A 20443-nucleotide genomic window follows, 5' to 3' on the forward strand; every position below is an offset into this window, starting at 1 on the left:
CGGAAACGGGAGAAACCATCATGCCAGCCACCTCAAAAGCCCAGCAGAAAGCGGCCGGCGCGGCATTGTCAGCCAAGCGCGGCGAGACCAAGAAGGGCGCGCTCAAAGGCGCGTCGAAGGGAATGTATAAATCCATGAGCGAAAAACAGCTCGAGGAATTCGCCGAGACCAAGCGCAAGGGCCTGCCGGAAAAGAAGTCGAAACACTGATCGACTGGCCATTCTGACGGCGGATGCCGGTCAATAAAAGGCCCGCGGCTGAGCCGCGGGCCATGAAGTCTCAACGGGCGAGGACGAAAATTACCAGTTCCAGCCCCACCCGCAGCGCCGCACTTTGTAGCGGATGACCTTGCGATGACCGTGGCGCCACACCACCTTCTTCTTGACCACGATGCGGCAGACCTGGTGATGCCTGTGCCCATGCCAATGCCGGGCCTGCGCCGGCTCGGGCGCGACCGCCATCGTGCCGGCCATCACCGCGGCGCCTACCAACGTAAGGAAGAACTTCTTCATGCGAATTCCAGCTCCTCTGACTTCAGTCCCTTCCTGATGCCGCTGGCGCAACCTCCCGCCACATCCGGCACATTCTACAACCGCAACACTATCCGGTTCGGCGATTCGCGCCAGCCAGAAGCTTGACAGCGGTTAAATCTCCGTTTAACCAGCCCACCAACACCGGGCCGCAATGCCCGGTGGTTTTCTTTATGTGTGCAAGACGTTTGGGAAGCCGGTTTTACTTTCCTTATGTCTTGTTTGAAATGACGTGTCCCGTGGGTTTTCCGTCGCGTTGCGTGGAAAACCCTGTCAGGTCTCGAAAACGGAGGCCAGAGGAGGGCGCGTTTCCTTCACCCGGACCATGAGGTTCCGGGTGCATTGTTTTGAAAGGGAATGCGATGAGCAAGCGCGAATCCGCGAAGTACAAGATCGACCGCCGTCTTGGCGAAAACATCTGGGGCCGCCCGAAGTCCCCGGTCAACAAGCGTGAATACGGCCCCGGCCAGCACGGCCAGCGCCGCAAGGGCAAGCTTTCCGATTTCGGCCTGCAGCTGCGCGCCAAGCAGAAGCTGAAGGGCCACTATGGCGACGTTTCGGAAAAGCAGTTCCGCAAGGTCTATGAAGAGGCGGACCGCCGCAAGGGCGACACCTCGGAGAACCTGATCGGCCTGCTCGAATCGCGCCTCGACGCAGTCGTCTACCGCGCCAAGTTCGTGCCGACCATCTTTGCGGCGCGCCAGTTCGTCAATCATGGCCACGTCAACGTCAACGGCAAGCGCGTCAACATCGGCTCGTACCGCTGCAAGCCGGGCGATGTCATCGAAGTGCGCGAGAAGTCGAAGCAGCTGGTCATTGTGCTGGAATCGGTGGGCCTGGCCGAGCGCGACGTGCCCGATTATATTGAAGCCGATCACAACAAGATGACCGCGGCCTTCACGCGCATCCCCGGCCTGGCGGACGTTCCGTTTGCCGTGCAGATGGAACCGAACTTGGTCGTCGAATTCTATTCGCGCTGATCGTCGCGTTCGTCGCGATACAATCGAAGGCCGCCCGTCGAGGCGGCCTTTTCTTTTTTCGTTCCTTTTCCGCGGCGTGATTCCGAAATCGATTTCGATTTTCGGTCCGATGCGCTACTGCGGGCGGCAACAGGATCTTGGGGCCGACGCGCCGTGAACATGCAGCCAGACGCCGAAACGCTCGAACCGGTCGCCGACGCCGAAGGCGGCTTTCATCCTCTGTTTGCCGATGTGCCGTCCTCCGTCGAGTTCAACAAGCTGCGCAAACGGCTGTTGCGGCTTGCCCGCCAGGCGATCGACGATTTCTCCATGGTGAGGCCCGGCGACCGTTGGCTGGTCGCTCTGTCGGGCGGCAAGGATTCCTACGGCCTGCTTGCCGTTCTGCTCGATCTCAAATGGCGCGGGCTGCTGCCGGTCGAGCTGTTAGCCTGCAATCTCGACCAGGGCCAGCCGAACTTTCCCAAGCACATATTGCCCGATTATCTCGATAGATATGCCATTCCGCATCGCATCGAATATCAGGACACCTATTCGGTGGTCACCGACAAGCTGGCCGAGGGCAGCACCTATTGCTCGCTGTGCTCGCGGCTACGGCGCGGCCATCTCTATCGCATTGCCCGCGAGGAGGGCTGCTCGGCGCTGCTGCTCGGCCACCACCGCGAGGACATACTGGAAACCTTCTTCATGAACCTGTTCCATGGCGGGCGCCTGGCCGCCATGCCGCCGAAGCTGCTCAATGACGAAGGCGATGTCATGGTGCTGCGGCCGCTCGCCTATTGTGCGGAAGCCGATCTCGAGAAATTCGCCGGCGCCATGAAATTCCCGATCATTCCGTGCGATCTGTGCGGTAGCCAGGAAGGCCTGCAGCGCAACGCCATGAAGGCGCTGCTCGACGACATCGAGAAGCGCATGCCCGGCCGCAAGGACACGATGATCCACGCCATGACCAATGTGCGGCGTTCGCATCTGCTCGACAGGAAGCTGTTCGATTTCGCCGCCCTCAACGAAACCCTCACCACCAGGCGTCCCGATGACATTTGACGATAGCGCGATCGACTGGCTTGCCGACCTTCTGTCGGAAGCCGCCGTCGCCGAGATCATGCCACGCTTTCGCCGGTTGAGCGAGGGCGACGTCCGTCGCAAGACCTCGGCCGCCGATCTCGTCACCGAGGCCGACGTCAATGCCGAACGGCTCATCACCGCCAGGCTGCGCCAGCGTTATCCCCACGCAATGATCGTCGGCGAGGAGGCCTGCTCCGACGACCCGACGCTGCTCGACGGTCTCGGCGATGCCGAACTCGCCTTCGTCATCGACCCGGTCGACGGCACCTTCAACTTCGCCTCCGGCGTGCCGCTGTTCGGCGTCATGCTTGGCGTCGTGATCAAGGGCGAGACGGTCGCCGGCATCATTCACGATCCCGTCGGCAAGGATTGGCTGATCGGCGTTAGTGGCGCCGGCAGCCATATCCGCCATGCCCATGGCGATCTGGAAAAGGTCCATGTCGCCAAACCGGCGCCGATGTCGGAAATGACCGGTGCGGTCTCATGGCACTATGTGCCCGAGCCGGACCGCTCACGTTTGGCGCGCAACCAGACCAAGTCGCTATCGCAGTTCAATTATCGCTGCGCCGCCCATGAATACCGCCTGCTGGCCAGCGGCCACGGCCATTTCGTCGTCTACAACAAGCTGATGCCTTGGGACCACTTGGCCGGCGTGCTGATCCATGCGGAGGCCGGCGGCCATGCCGCGCGCTTCGACGGCAGCGCCTATCTGCCGTCGCATGTCGGGGGTGGCCTGCTGGTCGCACCGGACCGGGAGAGCTGGCGGGAGCTGCGCCGTGAGCTCTGGGCGGAATAGCTCTTTGCTGCCAAAGTTGTCCAATCTTGTGCGAAACCGGAGATCTCGAATGAAACCTCGGTCCGCAATTGTTGCAACGGCCTTTGCCCTTGCCTTGGTTGCCGGTGTCCATGAAACAAGAGCTGGGGAACGCGCATGTCGCAGTCCCGACTCCGTCGACACCATAGACGAGATGTTCTCCGCGATCTTCGCCTGTTGGAAGCCGCCGCGCGGAAGCGCGGGCATGACCCTGACGCTGCAGTTCTCAATTCGCCGAAACGGCACGCTTATCGGCAAGCCGCGCGCCACCTACTCACATCTAGGGGACGATGGTCCGCTCAACCGGGCCTTCGTGGCTTCCGTCCTCGAGGCGCTCGACAAGGCTCTTCCACTGCCCGTTTCGGACAGTATGGGTGGAGCAATCGCAGGACGTACGCTGTTCCCTCGCTTCACCGCGGTCAGTGAGGGTGCATCCTAGGCGCACGCGCAATGGGCATTAAACCGGCGGGTTATGCGGCTGGAACAGTCTGCCGCGCTCGGCCAGCAGGATCATCAGCAGCGCCGCCACCGACACGCTGCAGAACCCGGCGGCCAGCGGCGTCACCGTGCCGTTGAAGGCTTGGCCGATCAGCGTGCCGAGAATGCCGCCAAGAAATGTCTGCATGAACCCAAGGATCGACGACGCAGTGCCGGCCAGGTGCCCCAGCGGCTCCATAGCGAGCGCGTTGAAGTTCGCGCCCAGCGCGCCGAACGGGACCATGGCGCAGGCAAAGAAGGTAATGAAGAGCCAGAGCGGCATCTTTATTTCGATGGAAACGACCAGCCAGGCAAGGCTGATGGCCAGAAACAGCAGCAGCGCGCTTTGCGACAGACGGCGCATGCCGATGCGGCCGACGAGGCGCGAGTTGAGGTAGTTCGAAAAAGCAAGTACGCCGGCAACCCCCGCGAAGATGACGGGGAACATCTCGCCGACATTGAACACGCTGACATAGATCTGCTGGGCCGAGGCGATGAAGCCGAACATGGCGCCGAAGATGAAGGTGCTGGCGAAGGCGTAGCAGAGCGCGATGCGGTTGGTGAGAACGATGCGGAAGCCGCCGATGATGGAGGACAACGTCAGCGGCCGGCGATATTCGGGGTGTAGTGTCTCGGGCAGGCGCAGCAGCGACCAGGCGGACACGATCAGCGCGCCGGCTGCCATGGTGACGAAGATCACATGCCAGGTCGCAAACAGCATGATGAACTGGCCGATACCGGGCGCCACCACCGGAATGGCCATGAACACCATGAAGATCAAGGACATGACTTCGGCCATGCGCCTTCCGTCGAACGTATCGCGCACGATCGAGACGGCAATGACGCGCGTCGCCGCCGCGCCGATGCCTTGCACGGCCCGGCATAGCAGAAGCGTGGTGAATGACGGGGCGATTGCCGCAGCGCCGGCCGCCAGGACGTAGATCACCAGCCCTGCGACAAGCGGCGCGCGGCGCCCGAAGCGGTCCGAGATCGGCCCGAAGAACAGCTGTCCGCCGCCAAAGCCAAGGATATAGGCGGTGACAACATATTGCCGGTGGTTTTCATTTTCGACTCCAAGCGAAGCGCCGATCTGCTGCAGCGCCGGCAAAATAATGTCGATGGCCAGCGAATTGAGCGCCATCAGCGCCGCGCACAGCGCAATGAATTCCCAGCGCGGAATAGGCAAGGTGCTTGCCTTTTGCTGCGCTTGTGCTTGCTGATCCACGGCCAGTCCGATCCTCAAACGAAAATGCGCCGGCTGGCCGACGCATCCATTCGTTGATTGCCCGATAGCGGGCAGAACTTTTTGCCAAGGTGGGGGCTGCCCCGGCGCTTAGCGCATGACCCCCGAAAATCGCAGGCGGAAGGTCATACGCAGAAACAGAAGTCAGGCGGCGCCTTTGACGCTGACGCCCTTTTCGACGAGGAAGGTCTGCAATTCGCCCGCCTGGAACATCTCGCGGATGATGTCGCAGCCGCCGACGAATTCGCCCTTGACGTAGAGCTGCGGGATGGTCGGCCAGTTGGAATAGTCCTTGATGCCTTGCCGCAGTTCGGCCGACGTCAGCACGTCGACGCCCTTATAGTCGGCGCCGATATAGTCGAGGATCTGCACGACCTGGCCGGAAAATCCGCATTGCGGGAAGCCGGGCGTGCCCTTCATGAAGAGAACGACGTCGTTGCCCTTCACTTCATTGTCGATGTAGTCGTTGATGCCGCTCATGGAATACCCTTTCATGCCTGTGGGAGTCAGGCTCGAACATTACCCTTCAAATAAACCCATGGGTTGCGCGAAACAAGATGTTTGCCGCCTTGCCATGCAAATGGCGCAAAGGAACGTCTGATCTTGGGCCAAGAGCGTTGGCCACCATCTTTCCCGAGGCGCGATGAAAAGACGATATCTCGCCGGGTTCCTCCTCGCCGTTCTGCTCGCCGCACTGGCCTTGATTTGGTGGGCCAGGTCGCCGAGACAACCACCCCTCGTTGTCGGCGGTGCATTGCCAGCGCCGTGCCGCGATGCGAGCTTCGAGGCGGTCGCCTATGTCGCCTGCGAGATCGATCTGCGCCGCTATGACGTCGGTGTGTTCCACGCAGGCCTCGACGGCAAGGCTTTCGGTTCACTGGACAAATTCGACAAGGCGATGGCGGATCAGGGCCGGACGGTGCTGCTCGCCATGAACGCCGGCATGTACCACCAAGACCTGACCCCAGTCGGCCTTCTCGTTGAAGACGGCCGGGAGAAGGCGCCGATCAACGTCGCCGGCAGCGGAGGCAATTTCTTCCTGAAACCGAATGGCGTATTCCTGGTCCGCAAGGACGGCAAGGCGGCGGTCATGGAGACAAGCGCCTATGCTGCGACCAGACTGGACGTGATGTTTGCCACGCAATCCGGCCCGATGCTGGTGATAGACGGCCGGCTTCATCCCCGCTTCGAGCAGAACGGCACATCACGCTATATCCGCAATGGCGTCGGCGTGCGTGACGAAAATACGGTCGTGCTGGCGATCTCACGCTCTGAAGTCAGCCTCGGCAGCTTCGCACGGCTATTCCGGGATGCGCTCGATTGTCCCAACGCGCTTTTCTTCGACGGGGTCGTTTCGGCGCTGTCGAACGGCGAGCGGATGATTGTGGGTGGAAAGTATCCGGCGGGGCCGATCATTGCCGTGACCGGTAAGAAGCTTGCGAGCCGGTAACTGCAAGAGAGCTCAGTCCGGCACGCTGGTCTGCAGGGCAAGCGCGTGCAGTACGCCGCCCATGTTGCCCTTCAGCGCGTCATAGACCATCTGGTGCTGCTGGACGCGGCTTTTGCCGCGAAAGCTTTCGGCAACAACCTCAGCCGCATAATGGTCGCCGTCGCCGGCCAGGTCGCGAATCGTCACCTTGGCGTCGGGAATGCCTTCCTTGATCAGCCGTTCGATGTCGTGGGCGTCCATTGCCATGTGAGGATTCCTTGTTCAGGTCGTGATCTCATAGATATGGTCGAAATGGCGGATGAACCACAGGGAAAGGGGCCCACTCGATCACATCACGGGTCCACGACCTCATTTGCCATGAAGCGAGGGAACCAGGATTCGTGGGCGGCGGTCAATTCGCTGACCGGTATCGCACGCGCCTCGCCCAGCTTCAGTTCGCTGCCGCCGGTCGAGCCGATCCACGGCGCAAAAACGCCGAGCTTGTTTTGCTGTTCGCGAATGGCGTCCCATTGCTCGCTCTGCGGGTCGATCGACAGCGTCAGCAGATAACGGCCCTGGTCCTCGCCGAACCAGACCGGGATCGGATCTGCACCGATCAGGCCGGGAATGGTCGCGCCGATGCCGGAGGCCATCGCCATCTCGGCCAGCGCCACCGCGATGCCGCCATCGGAAACGTCATGCGCCGCGGTAACAACACCGGAGGCGATCAGTGCCCGCACATGGTCGCCGACCCGCTTCTCGTGGCCGAGATCGACCGGCGGCGGCGGGCCGTCGGCGCGGCCAAAGATGTCGCGCATATAGACCGACTGGCCAAGATGCGAGCCCCATATCGTCGGGGCGCCGACCAGCACGATCATCTGGTCTTCGGCGGCAAAGCCGATGCGCACCATTTTCGACCAGTCGGCAATCAGACCGACGCCGCCGATGGTTGGTGTCGGCAGGATGCCCTGTCCGTTGGTCTCATTAAAGAGGGAGACGTTGCCGGAGACGATCGGAAAGCCAAGCGCCCGGCAGGCATCGCCGATGCCTTTCACAGCACCAACCAGCTGGCCCATGATCTCGGGCCGTTCCGGATTGCCGAAATTGAGATTGTCGGTGGCCGCGAGCGGCAGAGCGCCGGTGGCGGTAAGATTGCGCCAGCATTCGGCAACCGCCTGCTTGCCGCCCTCGTAAGGGTCGGCCTCGCAATAGCGCGGCGTCACGTCGGAGGAGAAGGCGAGCGCCTTGGTCGGATGACCGTCGACGCGCACGACACCGGCGTCGCCGCCGGGAAGCTGCAGGGAATTGCCCTGGATCAGCGTGTCGTACTGCTCCCACACCCAGCGGCGCGAGGACAGGTCCGGTCCGCCCAGCAGCTTGAGCAGTGCCTCGGCCACGTCGGCTTGCGGTGCATCGCCGGCCAGCGGCGCCGGCTTCTTCGGCTCGACCCAGGGACGGTCATATTCCGGCGCCTGGTCGCCAAGATCCTTGATCGGCAGGTTGGCAACCTCGTCGCCCTGGTGCAGCACGCGAAAGCGCAGATCGTCGGTGGTCTTGCCGACGATGGCAAAGTCGAGGCCCCATTTGTGGAAGATCGCCTCGGCCTGTTTTTCCTTTTCGGGGCGCAGCACCATCAGCATGCGCTCCTGGCTCTCCGACAGCATCATCTCATAGGCGCTCATGCGCTCTTCGCGCACCGGCACCTTGTCGAGGTCGAGCTCGATGCCGAGGTCGCCCTTGGCGCCCATCTCGACCGCCGAGCAGGTGAGGCCAGCGGCACCCATGTCCTGGATGGCGATAACGGCGCCGGACGCCATCAGTTCGAGGCAGGCTTCGAGCAGGCATTTTTCGGTGAAGGGATCGCCAACCTGGACCGTGGGCCGCTTCTCGTCGATCTTGTCGTCGAATTCGGCAGAAGCCATGGTGGCGCCGCCGACGCCGTCGCGGCCGGTCTTGGCGCCGAGATAGACGACCGGCAGGCCGACGCCCTTGGCCTCGGACAGAAAGATTGCGTCCGTCTTCGCGAGGCCCGCGGCAAACGCATTGACCAGGATATTGCCGTTGTAGCGGGCGTCGAAATTGACCTCGCCGCCGACCGTCGGCACGCCGAAGGAATTGCCGTAGCCGCCGACGCCGGAAACGACGCCGGCAACCAGATGCCTGGTTTTGGGGTGGTCCGGCGCGCCGAAGCGCAGCGCGTTCATCGCCGCGATCGGTCGCGCGCCCATGGTGAAGACATCGCGCAGGATGCCGCCGACGCCGGTCGCGGCACCCTGATAGGGCTCGATGTAGGAGGGGTGGTTGTGGCTCTCCATCTTGAAGACGACGCAGTCGCCGTCGCCGATATCGACCACGCCGGCATTCTCGCCCGGGCCCTGGATGACTTGCGGCCCGGTGGTCGGCAGCGTGCGCAGCCACTTCTTCGAGGATTTGTAGGAACAATGCTCGTTCCACATCGCCGAAAAAATACCGAGTTCGGTAAAGCTCGGTTCGCGCCCGACGAGGTCGAGGATGCGCTGGTACTCGTCGGGCTTCAGCCCGTGCGCGGCAATGAGTTCCGGAGTGATCGGCACGGAATTGGAAATGGTCATGATCGGCAATTTATGTCCTTGGGATCGAGTCCCGTCTTATCGCAAGCTTTGCAGCCGATACACCCCGTCGGATGACTAAAACGACGGAAAGCAACAACTGGCCGCAAGTAGCGAGAGATCGCCACTCGACCCGCCGGTTTCAAGCCGGTTCAGGAAAAGCTGTCGTAGCCGGCGCGGCCTTCGTCCAGAAGCCGTCGGATCACTGCGACGCCGTGCGCAATATCGTCCCGCTGTCGCGGCTGCGAGATGCCAAACCGCACGCCGTGAAAGGCCTGTTCGGAACGTCCCGCCTTGAACTCGTCCTCGTCGTCGATGAGCACGCCATGTTCGAGGCAGGCCTGTTTGAAAGTGCCGGAAAGCCACGGGTCGGGCAAAGTGAGCCAGACGAACGGCACATTATCCAGCGCCTTGAAGTCGAAGCCGTCGAGTGTCTCGCGCACGATCGCGATGCGCGCACCGATCTCGGCAATGCTGCGCTTGCGCATCTCGGCGGCCTGACTGGACAGCACCAGCCGGCTGCCCACCTCCGCCAGCAGAAAGGGCAGGCCGCCCGTCATCATCTTGTGGGCAACCCGGATGCGGTGACGATAGGCCGGCGGGCAAGCGAGCCAACCGCCGCGAACACCCGCCGCGACCGATTTCGAGAGGCCGCCGGCAACGATGGTCCGTTCGGGAGCATATTCGGCCAATAAAGGTGTCGGGTCGTCGGTCAGTCCGCCGTAGAGATCGTCCTCGATCAGGACGACGTTATATTGACGGGCGATACGCGCGATTGCCTCGCGGCGCGCGGCAGACAGCGTTGTCAGCGTCGGGTTCTTGGCCGTCGGCATCAAAAACATCATCTTCGGATGCTTTTGTGCGCAGACGCGCTCGAAATCCTCGGGATCGATGCCCTCGTCATCAGCCGCCACCAGTGCGGTCCGGCGACCGATCAGGCCGGCGCTGCGCGAGATCTGCGAATAGGTGAGGTGTTCGAAGATGACATAGTCGCCGGGGGCGGTGAGCCCCGCAATGGTTGCCATTACCGCCGCGTGGGTGCCGAGCGTGGGGACAATGGCATCTGCGGCCGGGCGAAAGGAATTGCGTGACAGCCAGCGCCTGCCGGCTTCGAACCAGCGGTCCGGGAAATCACGCGTGTAGCTTGAAATCTCATGCGGATGGTCTTGCGCCGTGCGTGTCAACACATCGGCGACGATGGCACCCTGGCCGACATCCGGTGCGGCCGTGCTATCGAAGCGCAGTTTGTCGCCGGGCGCATCCATATAGCGCGTGCCTTGTTCGACCGGCCCCAGGAAATCCGGCTTTGCGCTCTCCGACTGTTGAGCGATAACATAGGTTCCGCGGCCGACCTCGCCGCTGACCAATCCCCGCTCGCGCAGCAATTGATAGGCCCTGCCGACCGTGCCGACAGTCGTGCCGATGTCGTATGCCAGATCGCGCTGCGGCGGCAGCTTTGCCCCTGCACCGATCAGGCCGCGGTCGATGTCCGTCTCGATGGAATCGGCAAGCCGCTGATAGAGCGGGCCAGTGCCGGCTGTAAGGTCTGGAAGCCAAGTTGTCATGGTGACAATTTTTTACATTGCACCGAAATGAGAGTCAATACATATGAAGCGGGCTGTACAAAAGGGCACAATTGCAATCTTGGCAGAAAGAAAATGGGTACAATAGAGACAATCCGCTACGCGGCAGTTGAATTGCAGGTGCAGGTGGCGCGCCCGCCGGGCAGGCCAACCTATGTCAGTCGGCTGGTGCGTACGCTCAGATCCTTCGCGAGGTGGATCGACGGGTTAATGGATCGCCGGCGCAGCCGGCTGGTCCTGCTCGAGATGACTGACGACCAGCTCAAGGACATCGGTATCTCGCGTTGCGATGCCCATCGTGAGGGGCTGAGGGCGTTTTGGGACTGAGAGCAGCCGGATGCTCCGTCTCGAACGTCGCGTGGCATATCGACGGTTAGACGAGAGCGTCAATATCGACATCGGAACCAACGCGATCTTCTTCATCACTGAGATACCATCCTCCTTCGTGCCCTCACAGCATTCGCTCGCGACGTCTCCAGTGAATAGGGGTATTGCTGAAAACAGCTAATTCCCTTATTTTGGGGATAACGAAGGAGATGACCGTGGCAAGTTTCACCCTCACAGATCTCGGCAACAAATCCGGCGAGGTTGTTGAGGCCGCGTTCCGCGGCCCTGTTGACATCACCAAGCGCGGCAAGCGCAAGTTCGTTCTCCTGACGGCAGAGCAGTTCGACCGCATCACCAGTCGCAGCGCGCAACGGGCACACCGCGTCGAGGATCTGTCGGCCGAGGAACGCGACAGGCTTCTAACCGGCCTCGACGCAGTCGCGCGAGATGATGTTCGGGATGACTGAACCCGGCCACGGACAGATCATTCTCTATTCCTATTTGTGGGCAAGGGAATATGACCGGGGCGAGGAAAGCGGACGCAAGGCGCGGCCGACTTGCGTTATGCTGATCGTTGCCGGCAAGAATGGCCGCAAGCAGGCCCTGCTCTTTCCAATCACGAGCCAGCCGCCACGACCTGGCGCGCACTATGTTGAGATTCCTGAGACCGAGGCCCGCCGCGCCACCCTCTTTACCCCAGCCTGGGTTATCGTCGACGAATTCAACACCGATGATCTCGCGACGAGCTGGGCGCTCGAAGATACCAAGCCGCTCGGCCAATTCACGCGCAAGTTCATGTCACGGATCGCTGGCGAAGCTGCTGCGGCGATCCGTGCAGGCGCCGCGCGAACCGTGCCAAGACGCTAAAGGCTGCCGCGGCGGGAGAGCATCATCGCGGATGAACGCCCGCCGCCCTGATCCGCGTGACACCGTGGTCCACAAGCACCGCCACGATGCACAGCATCAGAAAGAGCCCGGTGATGGCCAGAGCCGAGACGGCGACGCTGGTCGCGCCGTTCTTGGCGAGATCGAGGAACGGGTAGGGCACTTCACCGGCAATCGGCGCCCGCAGCAGCGCGTAGGCCAGATAGGCGATCGGATAGATCATCCACCAGGAGATGTCGCGCCACCGCGTCGAGCCGTCGGCGCCTGCCACAAGCCACCACAGCACGAACAACACCGGCGTCACATAGTGCAGGAGCACATCGCAGAGCAGGAACAGCCCTTGCGGCTGCCAAAGCTGCGCCAGGACCGTTGCATAAACGATGAGGACCAGCGTTATGGCGACGGCTACGCCCGCCCGCATCCGTGGCGCGGAAAAGGCCGGAAACCAGGCATAACCCGTCGACGACAGCAACGAGGCATGGACGAGCACCGCGCCGATGTTGGTCAGGATGGTGAAGAAGCTGAAATAGAAGACCAGCGAGCCGGCAAAGCCGCGGCCGGCTTCCATTGATGCCGGGACGGTGATGCAGAGCTGCAGGACGAGCCCGGCCAGGCCGACGACCAGACCGGTGATCTGCAGCACGCGACCCATTGGGCTAGGCAGCAGCGCCGCAGGCCGGATTGCCCGCCTGCCAGCGGGCAATGTCCGAGCCGATGCGGGCGCCGAGCGGTTCCGCCATCAATGGGCCGAACACGTCGACGCGGCTCGAATTGCCTTGCGCCTGCACGACCAGCAACGGCTTTCCACCATAATGTTTGGCCGGCACCAGCAGGAAGCGCGGCGTGCCGCTGAACGAATTCAGCTCGTTGGCCATCTGGTAAGATTTGAAGGCAGGGTCCTTGCTGGCGATCCAGCATTTGTGGGCAGCTATTGCCACCTGCTCCATGGCAAGCAGTGACGCACTCTTGCCCGCCGGCGCCGGCGCGCTCTTCGGGCCTGACTGGCAGGAGGCGAGTACAAGCCCGGCGGCAGTAGCGACGGCGAGGCGCGTGGTCGTCGGTCTCATGTTCAAGCGGCGCCCATCTCGAGTTCGGACAGAAAGATCTTCAGACCGTCTGTCATCTCACCCCAGACGCGCGACAGCGCCGGATGCTGCAAGGCTATTTGCTCGTAGGCATCGAATTTCGGATAGGCGTCAAGCAAATCGGGGCGGCCCATCGTTGTCCTGAAATTGTTGAAGACGAAGCGGGTCGGCGTCAACCACGCATCGGCAAAGGAGATGTCGTCGCCGAGCGCGAACGGGCCATGCGCCATGCGGGCCTCGATTGCCGCAAGCCCGTGATGCAATCGGGCGAACTGTGCCTTGATCTCCGCCTCGTTGCGCTGCGGCACGAAATGGAGCTCGAACAGCTTCATCGTCGGGGCGAGCACGTCGAGGTCGGTGATGCGGGCGAACATGCGCACCAGCGCCCGGTCCTTCGAGTCCCTCGGCAGCAGCGCCGGCTCGGGAAAGCGCTCCTCCAGATATTCGGCGATGACCACCGATTCGACGATCGTTTCGCCGGAGCCGGTGATCAGCACCGGAATCCGGTTCAACGGCGAGATGGCACGAAACGCCTCCGGGATGGGAAACCCCGGCGGCGGTGCAATGAGCTTGAGCGGCACGTTCTTGATGTAGGCCAACGCCCGCACGATCGACGAATAGGGCGACAACGGCCGCGAATAGAGTTTCATGACCGTGGCTCCAGGAGGAAAATTGAAGGCATCAAGCAGCGATGCCCAGCGCGCTTTCGAACAGCGCCCGGCCGTCGCTGCCGCCATGCGCCGCTTCGATCAGGTTCTCGGGATGCGGCATCAGGCCGAGCACGTTGCCGCGGCCGTTGACGATGCCGGCAATGTCGTTGATCGAGCCGTTGGGATTGGTGCCTTCGGCATAGCGGAACACCACCTGGCCTTCGCCTTCGAGGCGGGCCAGCGTTTCGGCATCGGCAAAATAATTGCCGTCATGGTGCGCCACCGGCGCCCGGATGATCTGGCCCGGCTGGTAGCGGCGGGTGAACATCGTGTTGGCATTGGCGATCTGCAGCTTCACCTGACGGCAGACGAATTTCAGCGAGGTATTGCGCATCAATGCGCCCGGCAGCATGCCGGCCTCGACCAGGATTTGGAAGCCGTTGCAGACGCCGATGACCGTGACGCCCTTGGCCGCCTTTTCGGCCACAGCCCGCATTACTGGCATGCGCGCGGCAATGGCGCCGCAGCGCAGATAATCGCCGAACGAAAAGCCGCCGGGAATGGCGATCAGGTCGACATCGGGAATTTCGGTGTCGGTCTGCCAGACGGTGACCGGCGGCGTGCCGGAAATCTTGGTCAGCGCCGCGATCATGTCGCGGTCGCGATTGAGGCCTGGGAGCAGGACGACGGCTGATTTCACCTCAGGCGATCTCCACCGCGTAATTCTCAATCACTGTATTCGCCAGAAGCTTGTCGCACATGGCTTTCAGATCGGCCTCGGCCTTGGCGCTGTCGCTCTCGGCCAATTCGACGTCGAAAACCTTGCCTTGCCGCACCTGGCCGACGCCGCCGAAACCCATTCCGGACAGCGCGTGCTCTATTGCCTTGCCTTGTGGGTCTAGCACGCCGTTCTTGAGGGTTACGGTAATGCGGGCCTTGATCACGCTGGACATGCTCCTGTTCACCTGTTGAGCGGGCAAGCCGTCAGTGCGGCTTACCTTTGACACCGTCGGTCGATGCGACGAGCACCGGCCCGGCCGGACGCGGTGGCTCGTTCTCGTTCATGATGCCGAGACGGCGGGCAACTTCCTGATAAGCCTCGACCAGCCCGCCCATGTCGCGGCGGAAGCGGTCCTTGTCGAGCTTGTCCTGCGTCGCCACGTCCCACAGCCGGCAGGAATCCGGCGAGATCTCATCGGCAACGACGATGCGCATCATATCGCCTTCGAACAGGCGGCCGCATTCGATTTTGAAATCGACCAGCTGGATGCCGACGCCCATGAACAGGCCGGAAAGGAAGTCGTTGACGCGAATGGCCAGCGCCATGACATCGTCGATCTCCTGAGGGCTCGCCCAACCGAAGGCGGTGATGTGCTCTTCCGATACCATCGGATCGTCGAGCGCATCGGCCTTGTAATAGAATTCGATGATCGAGCGCGGCAGCACGGTGCCTTCCTCGATGCCCAGGCGCTTGGCCAGCGAGCCGGCGGCGACGTTGCGCACCACCACTTCGAGCGGGATGATCTCGACTTCCTTGATCAACTGCTCGCGCATGTTGAGCCGGCGGATGAAGTGGGTCGGAATGCCCATCCGGTTGAGATGATTGAAGATGTGCTCGGAAATGCGGTTGTTGAGCACGCCTTTGCCATCGACGATTTCATGCTTCTTCTTGTTGAAAGCGGTAGCGTCGTCCTTGAAGAACTGGATCAGCGTGCCAGGCTCCGGTCCCTCATAAAGGATCTTGGCCTTGCCTTCATAAATGCGGCGGCGATTTTTCATCTGATTTTTCTCTGGATTTGCGGGCAGGCGGCAAGCGACCAGTTCCTGTCCGTCTGCCTAAAATAAGATGGCGACGGTGGGGTTCAATGCCGGTGTCTATCCCAATCGCACTGTTTGCTCAATCGGCAAATCCTTTCAATCAACCGCTTTCGGGCACCGAAATGCCGCAGCGCAGCAAGCAATGTAGCATATTGACCGGCCGGCGCCCTTTTGGTTTGTGCTCCGGCAACACATATTGGCACAACGAATCGGATTTCACGGAGGGATGCCATGAGCAGCATGAAAGACCGCGAAGAGGGCTTTGAGCGCAAATTCGCATTCGACGAGGAACTTCGGTTCAAGGCTGCGGCACGCCGCAACAGAGCGCTCGGCCTGTGGGCTGCCGAAAAGCTCGGCAAGTCCGGCGCTGATGCCGACGCTTATGCCAGGGAAGTGGTCGTCAGCGACATCGAGGAAGCCGGCGATCACGACGTTTTCCGCAAGATACGCAAGGATTTCGATGCGGCCGGCATCGACCAGTCGGACCATCAGATCCGCCGCACCATGGATGAATTGATGGCGCAGGCGATCGAGCAGATCAAGAACACCTGATCCCCATCGATACTCTTCGAATGCTGGACCAATCGACCGTCCGGCCTCACCGGGCGGTTTTTCTTTGCCTTTGCGGTCATTTCCGGCTGAATTGCTGCAAGCAAAGAGGAAATCGCCAATGTCCCTGAAGTCACGCCTTGCGGCCGACGAGACGCTGTTCACCGCATGGTCCGGCGTGCCGGATGCCTTGACGGTCGAGATACTGGCCAGGCAAGGGTTCGACGCGGTTACGCTCGATATGCAGCATGGTGGCCATCACGAGGACAGCGTGCTGCGCGGGCTTGTGCCGGTGCTGGCCGCCAACAAGCCGGCTTTGGTACGCATCCCGGTCGGCCGCTTCGACATGGCCAGCCGTGCGCTTGACTTCGGCGCCGAGGCGGTGATCGCCCCGATGGTGAATTCGGTGGCGGACGCAAAGCTGTTTGCTGCCGCAATGAAATACCCGCCACTCGGCGAGCGCTCCTGGGGCCCGACCTATGCTTTTCCGCGCCATGGCAAGGGCGACTATGCCGACTGGCTGCGCGACAGCAACCAGCGCACCATGGCGTTCGCCATGGTCGAAACGCGGGCCGCGCTTGATGCACTCGACGGCATCCTCGACACGCCGGGCATCGACGGGATATTCCTTGGCCCGTCGGATTTCTCGATCGCCTGGTCGAAGGGCACCACCGTCAGTTCGACGCTGGAGAGCATGATGGGGACCGTCGCCTCGATCGCCGAGCGCACCCGCAAAGCCGGCAAGCATGCGGCGATCTATGTGATGGAACCGGCCATCGCCGGTCGCGTGGTGTCGATGGGTTACCGGCTGCTGGCGATGGGTTCCGAGCATTCGCTGATTTCGCTTGGGGCAAAGACCCTGCTGAACAGCGTCAGGGATTCGATCGCTTCCTAGAGATCCGTCAGGAATTTCGCGAACGTCATCGAGCCTTCAGGCCAGGGGCCGAAGCCGGAATCCGCGTTGAGATGACCGGCATCGCCGGCGTCGATGAACAGCGAGCCCCACGCCCCGGCAATGTCCTCGGCGACGCCGAAGGCGCAGAACGGGTCGTTGCGGCTGGCGATCACCACCGACGGAAACGGCAGCGGGTCGCGCGGATAGGGGCCGAAGGTCATCAGATGCCTCGGCTTTATCTCTGGATTGGCGACATCGGGCGGCGCCACGAAGAAAGCGCCGGCGACCGGCCTCTCGAACCGAGGCAATGCTTGAATGACCGCCGCGACGCCAAGCGAATGGGCGACGATGACGACCGGCCGCTCGGCCTCGTTAACCGCCTTGGCGACACCGGCCGTCCAATCCTCGCGCACCGGCTTCGACCATTCCGCCTGTTCGACGCGGCGCGCTGTCGATAGTTTCGACTGCCAGCGGCTCTGCCAATGATCGGGGCCGGAATTGGTGTAGCCCGGCACGATGAGAATATCTGCTTCCCTGACTTTCATGGCGCGCATGTAGCGAGAGGCGCTGTCGGGTGCAACCGGGTATGAACTCAACAGCGACACGCAAACGGCCGCTCACGAGCCCGGTTCTGCTCGCTATTGTGAACACCCTGTTCGCTTCTTGCGCTCTTGTGTGAACGATCGCGATCAACGATCTGTCGCCAGGAAAGAATGGCTGTTCCGAGATTTTGGCACGGACATGGCGTAGAATGATTGATGGCGCCGGATTGCTCTGTTGGAAGCTTGTCGAGCGCCGCCTGAACGGAGCACTTTGATGAGCGAACTGCCTTTTGCCGCGACGACCCCGGTCAGCGTTGCCCGCGTCGGCTTGCGGGCGCGCGATGCAGACAATCTCGCCGCCTACTATCGCAAAGTCGTCGGTTTGCAGGAACTGAGCCGCGCCGGCGGCACGATTACGCTCGGCGCAGTCAATCGCCCTTTGCTCGACATCGAAGCGGATCCGGCCGCGAAACCCGATGACCCGCGCAGCGCCGGTCTTTTCCACACCGCCTTCCTGCTACCCAGCCGGGCCGATCTCGGCCGCTGGATCAACCATGCCATCGCCAACAAGATCGGCATCGAGGGCGCATCCGACCACCTGGTCAGCGAGGCTCTTTACCTAACCGATCCGGAAGGCAACGGCATCGAGATCTATGCCGACCGCCGTCCGCAGGACTGGAAATGGAACGGTGACAAGATAGCGATGGCGACGGAGCGGCTGAACATTCCGTCGGTCGTTGCCGAGGTGCCGGCCGGCGACACCGGCTGGCAGGGCGCGCCGGAAAACAGCATTATCGGCCACGTCCATTTGCGGGTCGGCAGGCCGGAAGAAGCAGAAGCATGGTGGCATCAGGAGTTCGGTTTCGACACAGTGGCAAAGTACGGTGGCGCGGCGGTGTTCCTGTCGTCCGGCGGCTATCATCACCACATTGGCGCAAATGCGTGGCAGAGCGCGGGCGCCGGTCGCCGCGATCCCGCCCGCTCCGGCTTGGCCTGGGTCGAGATGCGCTCGGACAATGCCGCAAGCGAGACCACCCGCGAGGATCCGTGGGGCACGGTAATAAGGACGGTTCCCGGTAAGGCGTAGGTTAGAGGTTCGCTTTTTCGAGCAAGCGGCCAAGCATGAGCAGGCCCGCTGGCCATACGCCCAGGCGGGCCTCATTTCCCATATGGCCGAGATCGCCGGCATCGGCGATATCCGCGCCCCAGGCTGCGGCAAAAGCGGTCGCCTTGTCGAAGGTGACGCGTGGGTCGCTGCGGCTCGCCACCACCAATGTCGGGAAGGGCAGGCGCTTCAGCGGCATCGGCGCGAACGGGCGCACCGCGTCGAATGAGGGATCGGTATCGTCGACATTGGTCGCGGCAACCAGGAATGCCGCCGCGACCTTGTCGAGTTGGCTTTGACTGGCGCTAGCAGCCCACTTCACCGCCGTCGCCACCGACAGCGAATGCGCAAGCAGCACGACGCGGCGCGGTGCGGCGGCCACCGCGGCATCCACCTGGCCGATCCAGTCTTCAGGCTTTGGCCGGTCCCACTCGGCCTGCAGCACGCGGCTCGAATTGGGGAACACCCGGCACCAATGCGACATCCAATGATCCGGCCCGGAATTGCCTCGCCCGGGCAGGGCAAGGAAATCGAAATCTCCGGCCGACGAAATCATCAGGCTTCTCCAAACACTCGGCTAAAGATCGTATCGACGTGCTTGGTATGATAGCCCAAGTCGAATTTCTCGCGGATCTCGGCCTCGGGCAAGGCTGCGACAACGTCCTTGTCGGCCAGAAGTTCCTCAAGAAAATCAGCGCCTTGCTCCCACACCTTCATGGCGTTGCGCTGCACCAGCCGGTAGGCGTCCTCGCGCGAAACGCCGGCTTGCGTCAGCGCCAGCAGCACGCGCTGCGAATGCACGAGGCCGCGGAATTTGTTCATGTTCTTCAGCATGTTGTCGGGGTAGACTAGCAGTTTGTCGACGACGCTGGTCAGGCGTGAGAGCGCGAAATCGAGCGTCACCGTCGCGTCGGGCCCGATCATGCGCTCGACCGAGGAATGCGAGATGTCGCGCTCGTGCCACAGCGCCACATTCTCCATTGCCGGCAATGCGAAGGAGCGCACCATGCGGGCAAGGCCGGTGAGGTTCTCGGTCAGCACCGGGTTGCGCTTGTGCGGCATCGCCGACGAGCCCTTCTGTCCGGGTGAAAAGTACTCTTCTGCTTCAAGTACCTCGGTGCGCTGCAGATGGCGCACCTCGATCGCCAGCCGCTCGATCGACGAGGCGATCACGCCGAGCGTGGCGAAGAACATCGCGTGGCGGTCGCGCGGGATCACCTGCGTCGACACCGGCTCCGGCTTCAGTCCGAGTTTCTTGGCCACGTATTCTTCGACATAAGGGTCGATATTGGCGAAGGTGCCGACCGCACCAGAGATGGCGCAGGTGGCGATGTCCTCGCGTGCATGCACCAGCCTCTCGCGGCAACGCGAGAATTCGGCATAGGCCTGCGCCAGCTTGACGCCGAAGGTGGTCGGCTCGGCATGGATGCCGTGGCTGCGGCCGATGGTAATGGTGTCCTTGTGCTCGAAGGCGCGGCGCTTGAGCGCCGCAAGCAGCCCGTCAATGTCGGCCAGCAGGATGTCGCTGGCGCGGGTGAGCTGCACGGCAAAACAGGTGTCGAGAACGTCGGAGGATGTCATGCCCTGGTGGATGAAGCGGGCATCCGGCCCGACGAATTCAGCAAGATGGGTGAGAAAGGCGATGACGTCATGCTTGGTGACGCGCTCGATCTCGTCGATGGCGTCGACGTCGAACTTCGCCGCTCCGCCTTTCTCCCAGATGGTCTTGGCGGCCTCCTTCGGGATGACGCCGAGCTCGGCCAATGCGTCGCAGGCGTAGGCCTCGATCTCGAACCAGATGCGGAACCGGGTTTCGGGTGACCAGATGGCCACCATTTCCGGCCGGGAGTAGCGAGGGATCATCAGTCGGTCCTGACTTGC

27 protein-coding genes are annotated in these 20443 nt (G+C 62.2%); 12 read left to right on the forward strand and 15 right to left on the reverse strand.

The window, feature by feature from the left end; all coding sequences use genetic code 11:
- Positions 1-20: 20 nt before the first annotated feature.
- The gene (locus NKK47_RS08025) at positions 21-209 is read left to right on the forward strand and encodes a DUF3008 family protein (protein ID WP_023674705.1); all 189 of its coding nucleotides are present in this window, start codon (positions 21-23) and stop codon (positions 207-209) included.
- 90 nt (positions 210-299) lie between these two features.
- Here the strand turns inward: NKK47_RS08025 and NKK47_RS08030 are convergent, their stop codons facing one another.
- Positions 300-512, reverse strand: a complete 213-nt coding sequence (locus NKK47_RS08030; RefSeq protein WP_023674706.1) for a hypothetical protein — start codon at positions 510-512, stop codon at positions 300-302.
- A 380-nt stretch (positions 513-892) separates the two neighbouring features.
- Here NKK47_RS08030 and rpsD point away from each other — a divergent pair, with 380 nt between their 5' ends.
- The 4 genes from rpsD to NKK47_RS35185 all read left to right on the forward strand — a co-directional run bounded on the left by rpsD (position 893) and on the right by NKK47_RS35185 (position 3825).
- Positions 893-1510 carry a 30S ribosomal protein S4 gene (gene rpsD, locus NKK47_RS08035; RefSeq protein ID WP_023717376.1) on the forward strand — a complete coding sequence of 206 codons (618 nt, stop codon included), beginning with the start codon at positions 893-895 and terminating at the stop codon, positions 1508-1510.
- A 159-nt stretch (positions 1511-1669) separates the two neighbouring features.
- On the forward strand, positions 1670-2551 hold the full coding sequence (ttcA, locus tag NKK47_RS08040) for a tRNA 2-thiocytidine(32) synthetase TtcA (RefSeq protein ID WP_352576057.1): 882 nt from the start codon (positions 1670-1672) through the stop codon (positions 2549-2551).
- Positions 2541-3368, forward strand: a complete 828-nt coding sequence (locus tag NKK47_RS08045) for an inositol monophosphatase family protein (RefSeq protein ID WP_352576004.1) — start codon at positions 2541-2543, stop codon at positions 3366-3368. The genes ttcA and NKK47_RS08045 overlap by 11 nt, the downstream gene beginning before the upstream one ends.
- Before the next feature lie 49 nt (positions 3369-3417).
- On the forward strand, positions 3418-3825 hold the full coding sequence (locus NKK47_RS35185; protein WP_352646825.1) for a UCP034077 family protein: 408 nt from the start codon (positions 3418-3420) through the stop codon (positions 3823-3825).
- An 18-nt stretch (positions 3826-3843) separates the two neighbouring features.
- On the opposite strand, the gene NKK47_RS08055 is transcribed toward NKK47_RS35185, so the two are convergent.
- Together NKK47_RS08055 and grxD are read right to left on the reverse strand one after the other, a co-directional pair.
- Complete coding sequence (locus NKK47_RS08055) at positions 3844-5043, reverse strand: multidrug effflux MFS transporter (RefSeq protein WP_502904981.1); 1200 nt, start codon at positions 5041-5043, stop codon at positions 3844-3846.
- A gap of 207 nt (positions 5044-5250) precedes the next feature.
- On the reverse strand, positions 5251-5586 hold the full coding sequence (grxD, locus tag NKK47_RS08060; protein WP_023674712.1) for a Grx4 family monothiol glutaredoxin: 336 nt from the start codon (positions 5584-5586) through the stop codon (positions 5251-5253).
- Between the two features lie 163 nt (positions 5587-5749).
- On the opposite strand from grxD, the gene NKK47_RS08065 reads away from it, so the two are divergent.
- Complete coding sequence (locus NKK47_RS08065; RefSeq protein ID WP_352576008.1) at positions 5750-6556, forward strand: phosphodiester glycosidase family protein; 807 nt, start codon at positions 5750-5752, stop codon at positions 6554-6556.
- A gap of 12 nt (positions 6557-6568) precedes the next feature.
- Here the strand turns inward: NKK47_RS08065 and NKK47_RS08070 are convergent, their stop codons facing one another.
- From NKK47_RS08070 to NKK47_RS08080, 3 genes are all read right to left on the reverse strand, one after another.
- Entirely contained in the window at positions 6569-6802 is a 234-nt protein-coding gene (locus NKK47_RS08070) for a BolA/IbaG family iron-sulfur metabolism protein (RefSeq protein ID WP_023674714.1), read from the reverse strand.
- Positions 6803-6888: 86 nt separating this feature from the next.
- On the reverse strand, positions 6889-9126 hold the full coding sequence (purL, locus tag NKK47_RS08075; RefSeq protein WP_352576059.1) for a phosphoribosylformylglycinamidine synthase subunit PurL: 2238 nt from the start codon (positions 9124-9126) through the stop codon (positions 6889-6891).
- A 149-nt stretch (positions 9127-9275) separates the two neighbouring features.
- The gene (locus NKK47_RS08080) at positions 9276-10688 is read right to left on the reverse strand and encodes an aminotransferase-like domain-containing protein (protein ID WP_352576010.1); all 1413 of its coding nucleotides are present in this window, start codon (positions 10686-10688) and stop codon (positions 9276-9278) included.
- A 93-nt stretch (positions 10689-10781) separates the two neighbouring features.
- Here NKK47_RS08080 and NKK47_RS08085 point away from each other — a divergent pair, with 93 nt between their 5' ends.
- The 3 genes from NKK47_RS08085 (at position 10782) to NKK47_RS08095 (ending at position 11900) form a co-directional block, all read left to right on the forward strand.
- Positions 10782-11033: a DUF1127 domain-containing protein gene (locus NKK47_RS08085; protein WP_023674717.1), complete on the forward strand. Its 252-nt coding sequence runs from the start codon at positions 10782-10784 to the stop codon at positions 11031-11033.
- Positions 11034-11197: 164 nt separating this feature from the next.
- The gene (locus NKK47_RS08090; protein WP_352570851.1) at positions 11198-11500 is read left to right on the forward strand and encodes a type II toxin-antitoxin system prevent-host-death family antitoxin; all 303 of its coding nucleotides are present in this window, start codon (positions 11198-11200) and stop codon (positions 11498-11500) included.
- Positions 11501-11597: 97 nt separating this feature from the next.
- Positions 11598-11900 (forward strand): hypothetical protein, encoded by a 303-nt coding sequence (locus tag NKK47_RS08095; RefSeq protein WP_352576012.1) that lies wholly within the window; start codon positions 11598-11600, stop codon positions 11898-11900.
- A gap of 22 nt (positions 11901-11922) precedes the next feature.
- Here the strand turns inward: NKK47_RS08095 and NKK47_RS08100 are convergent, their stop codons facing one another.
- The 6 genes from NKK47_RS08100 to purC are packed head-to-tail and all read right to left on the reverse strand — an operon-like array spanning position 11923 to position 15432.
- A complete protein-coding gene (locus NKK47_RS08100; RefSeq protein ID WP_352457782.1) occupies positions 11923-12570 on the reverse strand; it encodes a Pr6Pr family membrane protein in 648 nt (215 codons plus the stop codon).
- Between the two features lie 4 nt (positions 12571-12574).
- Positions 12575-12985: a hypothetical protein gene (locus NKK47_RS08105; protein ID WP_352457781.1), complete on the reverse strand. Its 411-nt coding sequence runs from the start codon at positions 12983-12985 to the stop codon at positions 12575-12577.
- A gap of 2 nt (positions 12986-12987) precedes the next feature.
- Entirely contained in the window at positions 12988-13653 is a 666-nt protein-coding gene (locus NKK47_RS08110) for a glutathione S-transferase family protein (protein ID WP_352457780.1), read from the reverse strand.
- Positions 13654-13684: 31 nt separating this feature from the next.
- The gene (gene purQ / locus NKK47_RS08115; protein WP_352576014.1) at positions 13685-14353 is read right to left on the reverse strand and encodes a phosphoribosylformylglycinamidine synthase subunit PurQ; all 669 of its coding nucleotides are present in this window, start codon (positions 14351-14353) and stop codon (positions 13685-13687) included.
- Position 14354: 1 nt separating this feature from the next.
- Positions 14355-14597: a phosphoribosylformylglycinamidine synthase subunit PurS gene (gene purS, locus NKK47_RS08120; protein ID WP_023674724.1), complete on the reverse strand. Its 243-nt coding sequence runs from the start codon at positions 14595-14597 to the stop codon at positions 14355-14357.
- 40 nt (positions 14598-14637) lie between these two features.
- Positions 14638-15432 carry a phosphoribosylaminoimidazolesuccinocarboxamide synthase gene (gene purC / locus NKK47_RS08125; RefSeq protein WP_023674725.1) on the reverse strand — a complete coding sequence of 265 codons (795 nt, stop codon included), beginning with the start codon at positions 15430-15432 and terminating at the stop codon, positions 14638-14640.
- A gap of 270 nt (positions 15433-15702) precedes the next feature.
- Here purC and NKK47_RS08130 point away from each other — a divergent pair, with 270 nt between their 5' ends.
- Both NKK47_RS08130 and NKK47_RS08135 read left to right on the forward strand, forming a co-directional pair.
- Positions 15703-16023, forward strand: a complete 321-nt coding sequence (locus tag NKK47_RS08130) for a DUF1476 domain-containing protein (RefSeq protein ID WP_023674726.1) — start codon at positions 15703-15705, stop codon at positions 16021-16023.
- Between the two features lie 118 nt (positions 16024-16141).
- Entirely contained in the window at positions 16142-16915 is a 774-nt protein-coding gene (locus NKK47_RS08135; protein WP_352576016.1) for an HpcH/HpaI aldolase family protein, read from the forward strand.
- Here NKK47_RS08135 and NKK47_RS08140 read toward each other — a convergent pair.
- Complete coding sequence (locus NKK47_RS08140) at positions 16912-17460, reverse strand: RBBP9/YdeN family alpha/beta hydrolase (RefSeq protein WP_023674728.1); 549 nt, start codon at positions 17458-17460, stop codon at positions 16912-16914. The genes NKK47_RS08135 and NKK47_RS08140 overlap by 4 nt on opposite strands.
- Positions 17461-17731: 271 nt before the next feature.
- On the opposite strand from NKK47_RS08140, the gene NKK47_RS08145 reads away from it, so the two are divergent.
- Positions 17732-18544, forward strand: coding sequence for a VOC family protein (locus tag NKK47_RS08145; protein WP_023674729.1), 813 nt, complete (start codon positions 17732-17734; stop codon positions 18542-18544).
- Between the two features lies 1 nt (position 18545).
- Here the strand turns inward: NKK47_RS08145 and NKK47_RS08150 are convergent, their stop codons facing one another.
- Positions 18546-19118, reverse strand: a complete 573-nt coding sequence (locus tag NKK47_RS08150) for an RBBP9/YdeN family alpha/beta hydrolase (RefSeq protein ID WP_352576018.1) — start codon at positions 19116-19118, stop codon at positions 18546-18548.
- Positions 19118-20425 carry an adenylosuccinate lyase gene (gene purB, locus NKK47_RS08155; protein ID WP_352576020.1) on the reverse strand — a complete coding sequence of 436 codons (1308 nt, stop codon included), beginning with the start codon at positions 20423-20425 and terminating at the stop codon, positions 19118-19120. The genes NKK47_RS08150 and purB overlap by 1 nt, the downstream gene beginning before the upstream one ends.
- Positions 20426-20443 lie beyond the last annotated feature (18 nt).

Source organism: Mesorhizobium sp. M0019, from assembly GCF_040323975.1.
Taxonomy (GTDB): Bacteria; Pseudomonadota; Alphaproteobacteria; order Rhizobiales; family Rhizobiaceae; genus Mesorhizobium.

Excerpts from the sequence above, each read along its gene's own strand:
- NKK47_RS08140 (WP_023674728.1), bottom strand. The coding sequence starts at position 17,460 with ATGAAAGTCAGGGAAGCAGATATTCTCATCGTGCCGGGCTACACCAAT.
- NKK47_RS08150 (WP_352576018.1), bottom strand. The coding sequence starts at position 19,118 with ATGATTTCGTCGGCCGGAGATTTCGATTTCCTTGCCCTGCCCGGGCGA.
- NKK47_RS08095 (WP_352576012.1), top strand. The coding sequence starts at position 11,598 with ATGCTGATCGTTGCCGGCAAGAATGGCCGCAAGCAGGCCCTGCTCTTT.
- grxD (WP_023674712.1), bottom strand. The coding sequence starts at position 5,586 with ATGAGCGGCATCAACGACTACATCGACAATGAAGTGAAGGGCAACGAC.
- NKK47_RS08080 (WP_352576010.1), bottom strand. The coding sequence starts at position 10,688 with ATGACAACTTGGCTTCCAGACCTTACAGCCGGCACTGGCCCGCTCTAT.
- purC (WP_023674725.1), bottom strand. The coding sequence starts at position 15,432 with ATGAAAAATCGCCGCCGCATTTATGAAGGCAAGGCCAAGATCCTTTAT.
- NKK47_RS08045 (WP_352576004.1), top strand. The coding sequence starts at position 2,541 with ATGACATTTGACGATAGCGCGATCGACTGGCTTGCCGACCTTCTGTCG.
- NKK47_RS08130 (WP_023674726.1), top strand. The coding sequence starts at position 15,703 with ATGAGCAGCATGAAAGACCGCGAAGAGGGCTTTGAGCGCAAATTCGCA.
- rpsD (WP_023717376.1), top strand. The coding sequence starts at position 893 with ATGAGCAAGCGCGAATCCGCGAAGTACAAGATCGACCGCCGTCTTGGC.
- purL (WP_352576059.1), bottom strand. The coding sequence starts at position 9,126 with ATGACCATTTCCAATTCCGTGCCGATCACTCCGGAACTCATTGCCGCG.
- NKK47_RS08100 (WP_352457782.1), bottom strand. The coding sequence starts at position 12,570 with ATGGGTCGCGTGCTGCAGATCACCGGTCTGGTCGTCGGCCTGGCCGGG.
- NKK47_RS08110 (WP_352457780.1), bottom strand. The coding sequence starts at position 13,653 with ATGAAACTCTATTCGCGGCCGTTGTCGCCCTATTCGTCGATCGTGCGG.
- NKK47_RS08070 (WP_023674714.1), bottom strand. The coding sequence starts at position 6,802 with ATGGCAATGGACGCCCACGACATCGAACGGCTGATCAAGGAAGGCATT.
- NKK47_RS08085 (WP_023674717.1), top strand. The coding sequence starts at position 10,782 with ATGGGTACAATAGAGACAATCCGCTACGCGGCAGTTGAATTGCAGGTG.
- purB (WP_352576020.1), bottom strand. The coding sequence starts at position 20,425 with ATGATCCCTCGCTACTCCCGGCCGGAAATGGTGGCCATCTGGTCACCC.
- NKK47_RS08135 (WP_352576016.1), top strand. The coding sequence starts at position 16,142 with ATGTCCCTGAAGTCACGCCTTGCGGCCGACGAGACGCTGTTCACCGCA.
- NKK47_RS08145 (WP_023674729.1), top strand. The coding sequence starts at position 17,732 with ATGAGCGAACTGCCTTTTGCCGCGACGACCCCGGTCAGCGTTGCCCGC.
- NKK47_RS08105 (WP_352457781.1), bottom strand. The coding sequence starts at position 12,985 with ATGAGACCGACGACCACGCGCCTCGCCGTCGCTACTGCCGCCGGGCTT.
- NKK47_RS35185 (WP_352646825.1), top strand. The coding sequence starts at position 3,418 with ATGAAACCTCGGTCCGCAATTGTTGCAACGGCCTTTGCCCTTGCCTTG.
- NKK47_RS08065 (WP_352576008.1), top strand. The coding sequence starts at position 5,750 with ATGAAAAGACGATATCTCGCCGGGTTCCTCCTCGCCGTTCTGCTCGCC.
- NKK47_RS08030 (WP_023674706.1), bottom strand. The coding sequence starts at position 512 with ATGAAGAAGTTCTTCCTTACGTTGGTAGGCGCCGCGGTGATGGCCGGC.
- ttcA (WP_352576057.1), top strand. The coding sequence starts at position 1,670 with ATGCAGCCAGACGCCGAAACGCTCGAACCGGTCGCCGACGCCGAAGGC.
- NKK47_RS08025 (WP_023674705.1), top strand. The coding sequence starts at position 21 with ATGCCAGCCACCTCAAAAGCCCAGCAGAAAGCGGCCGGCGCGGCATTG.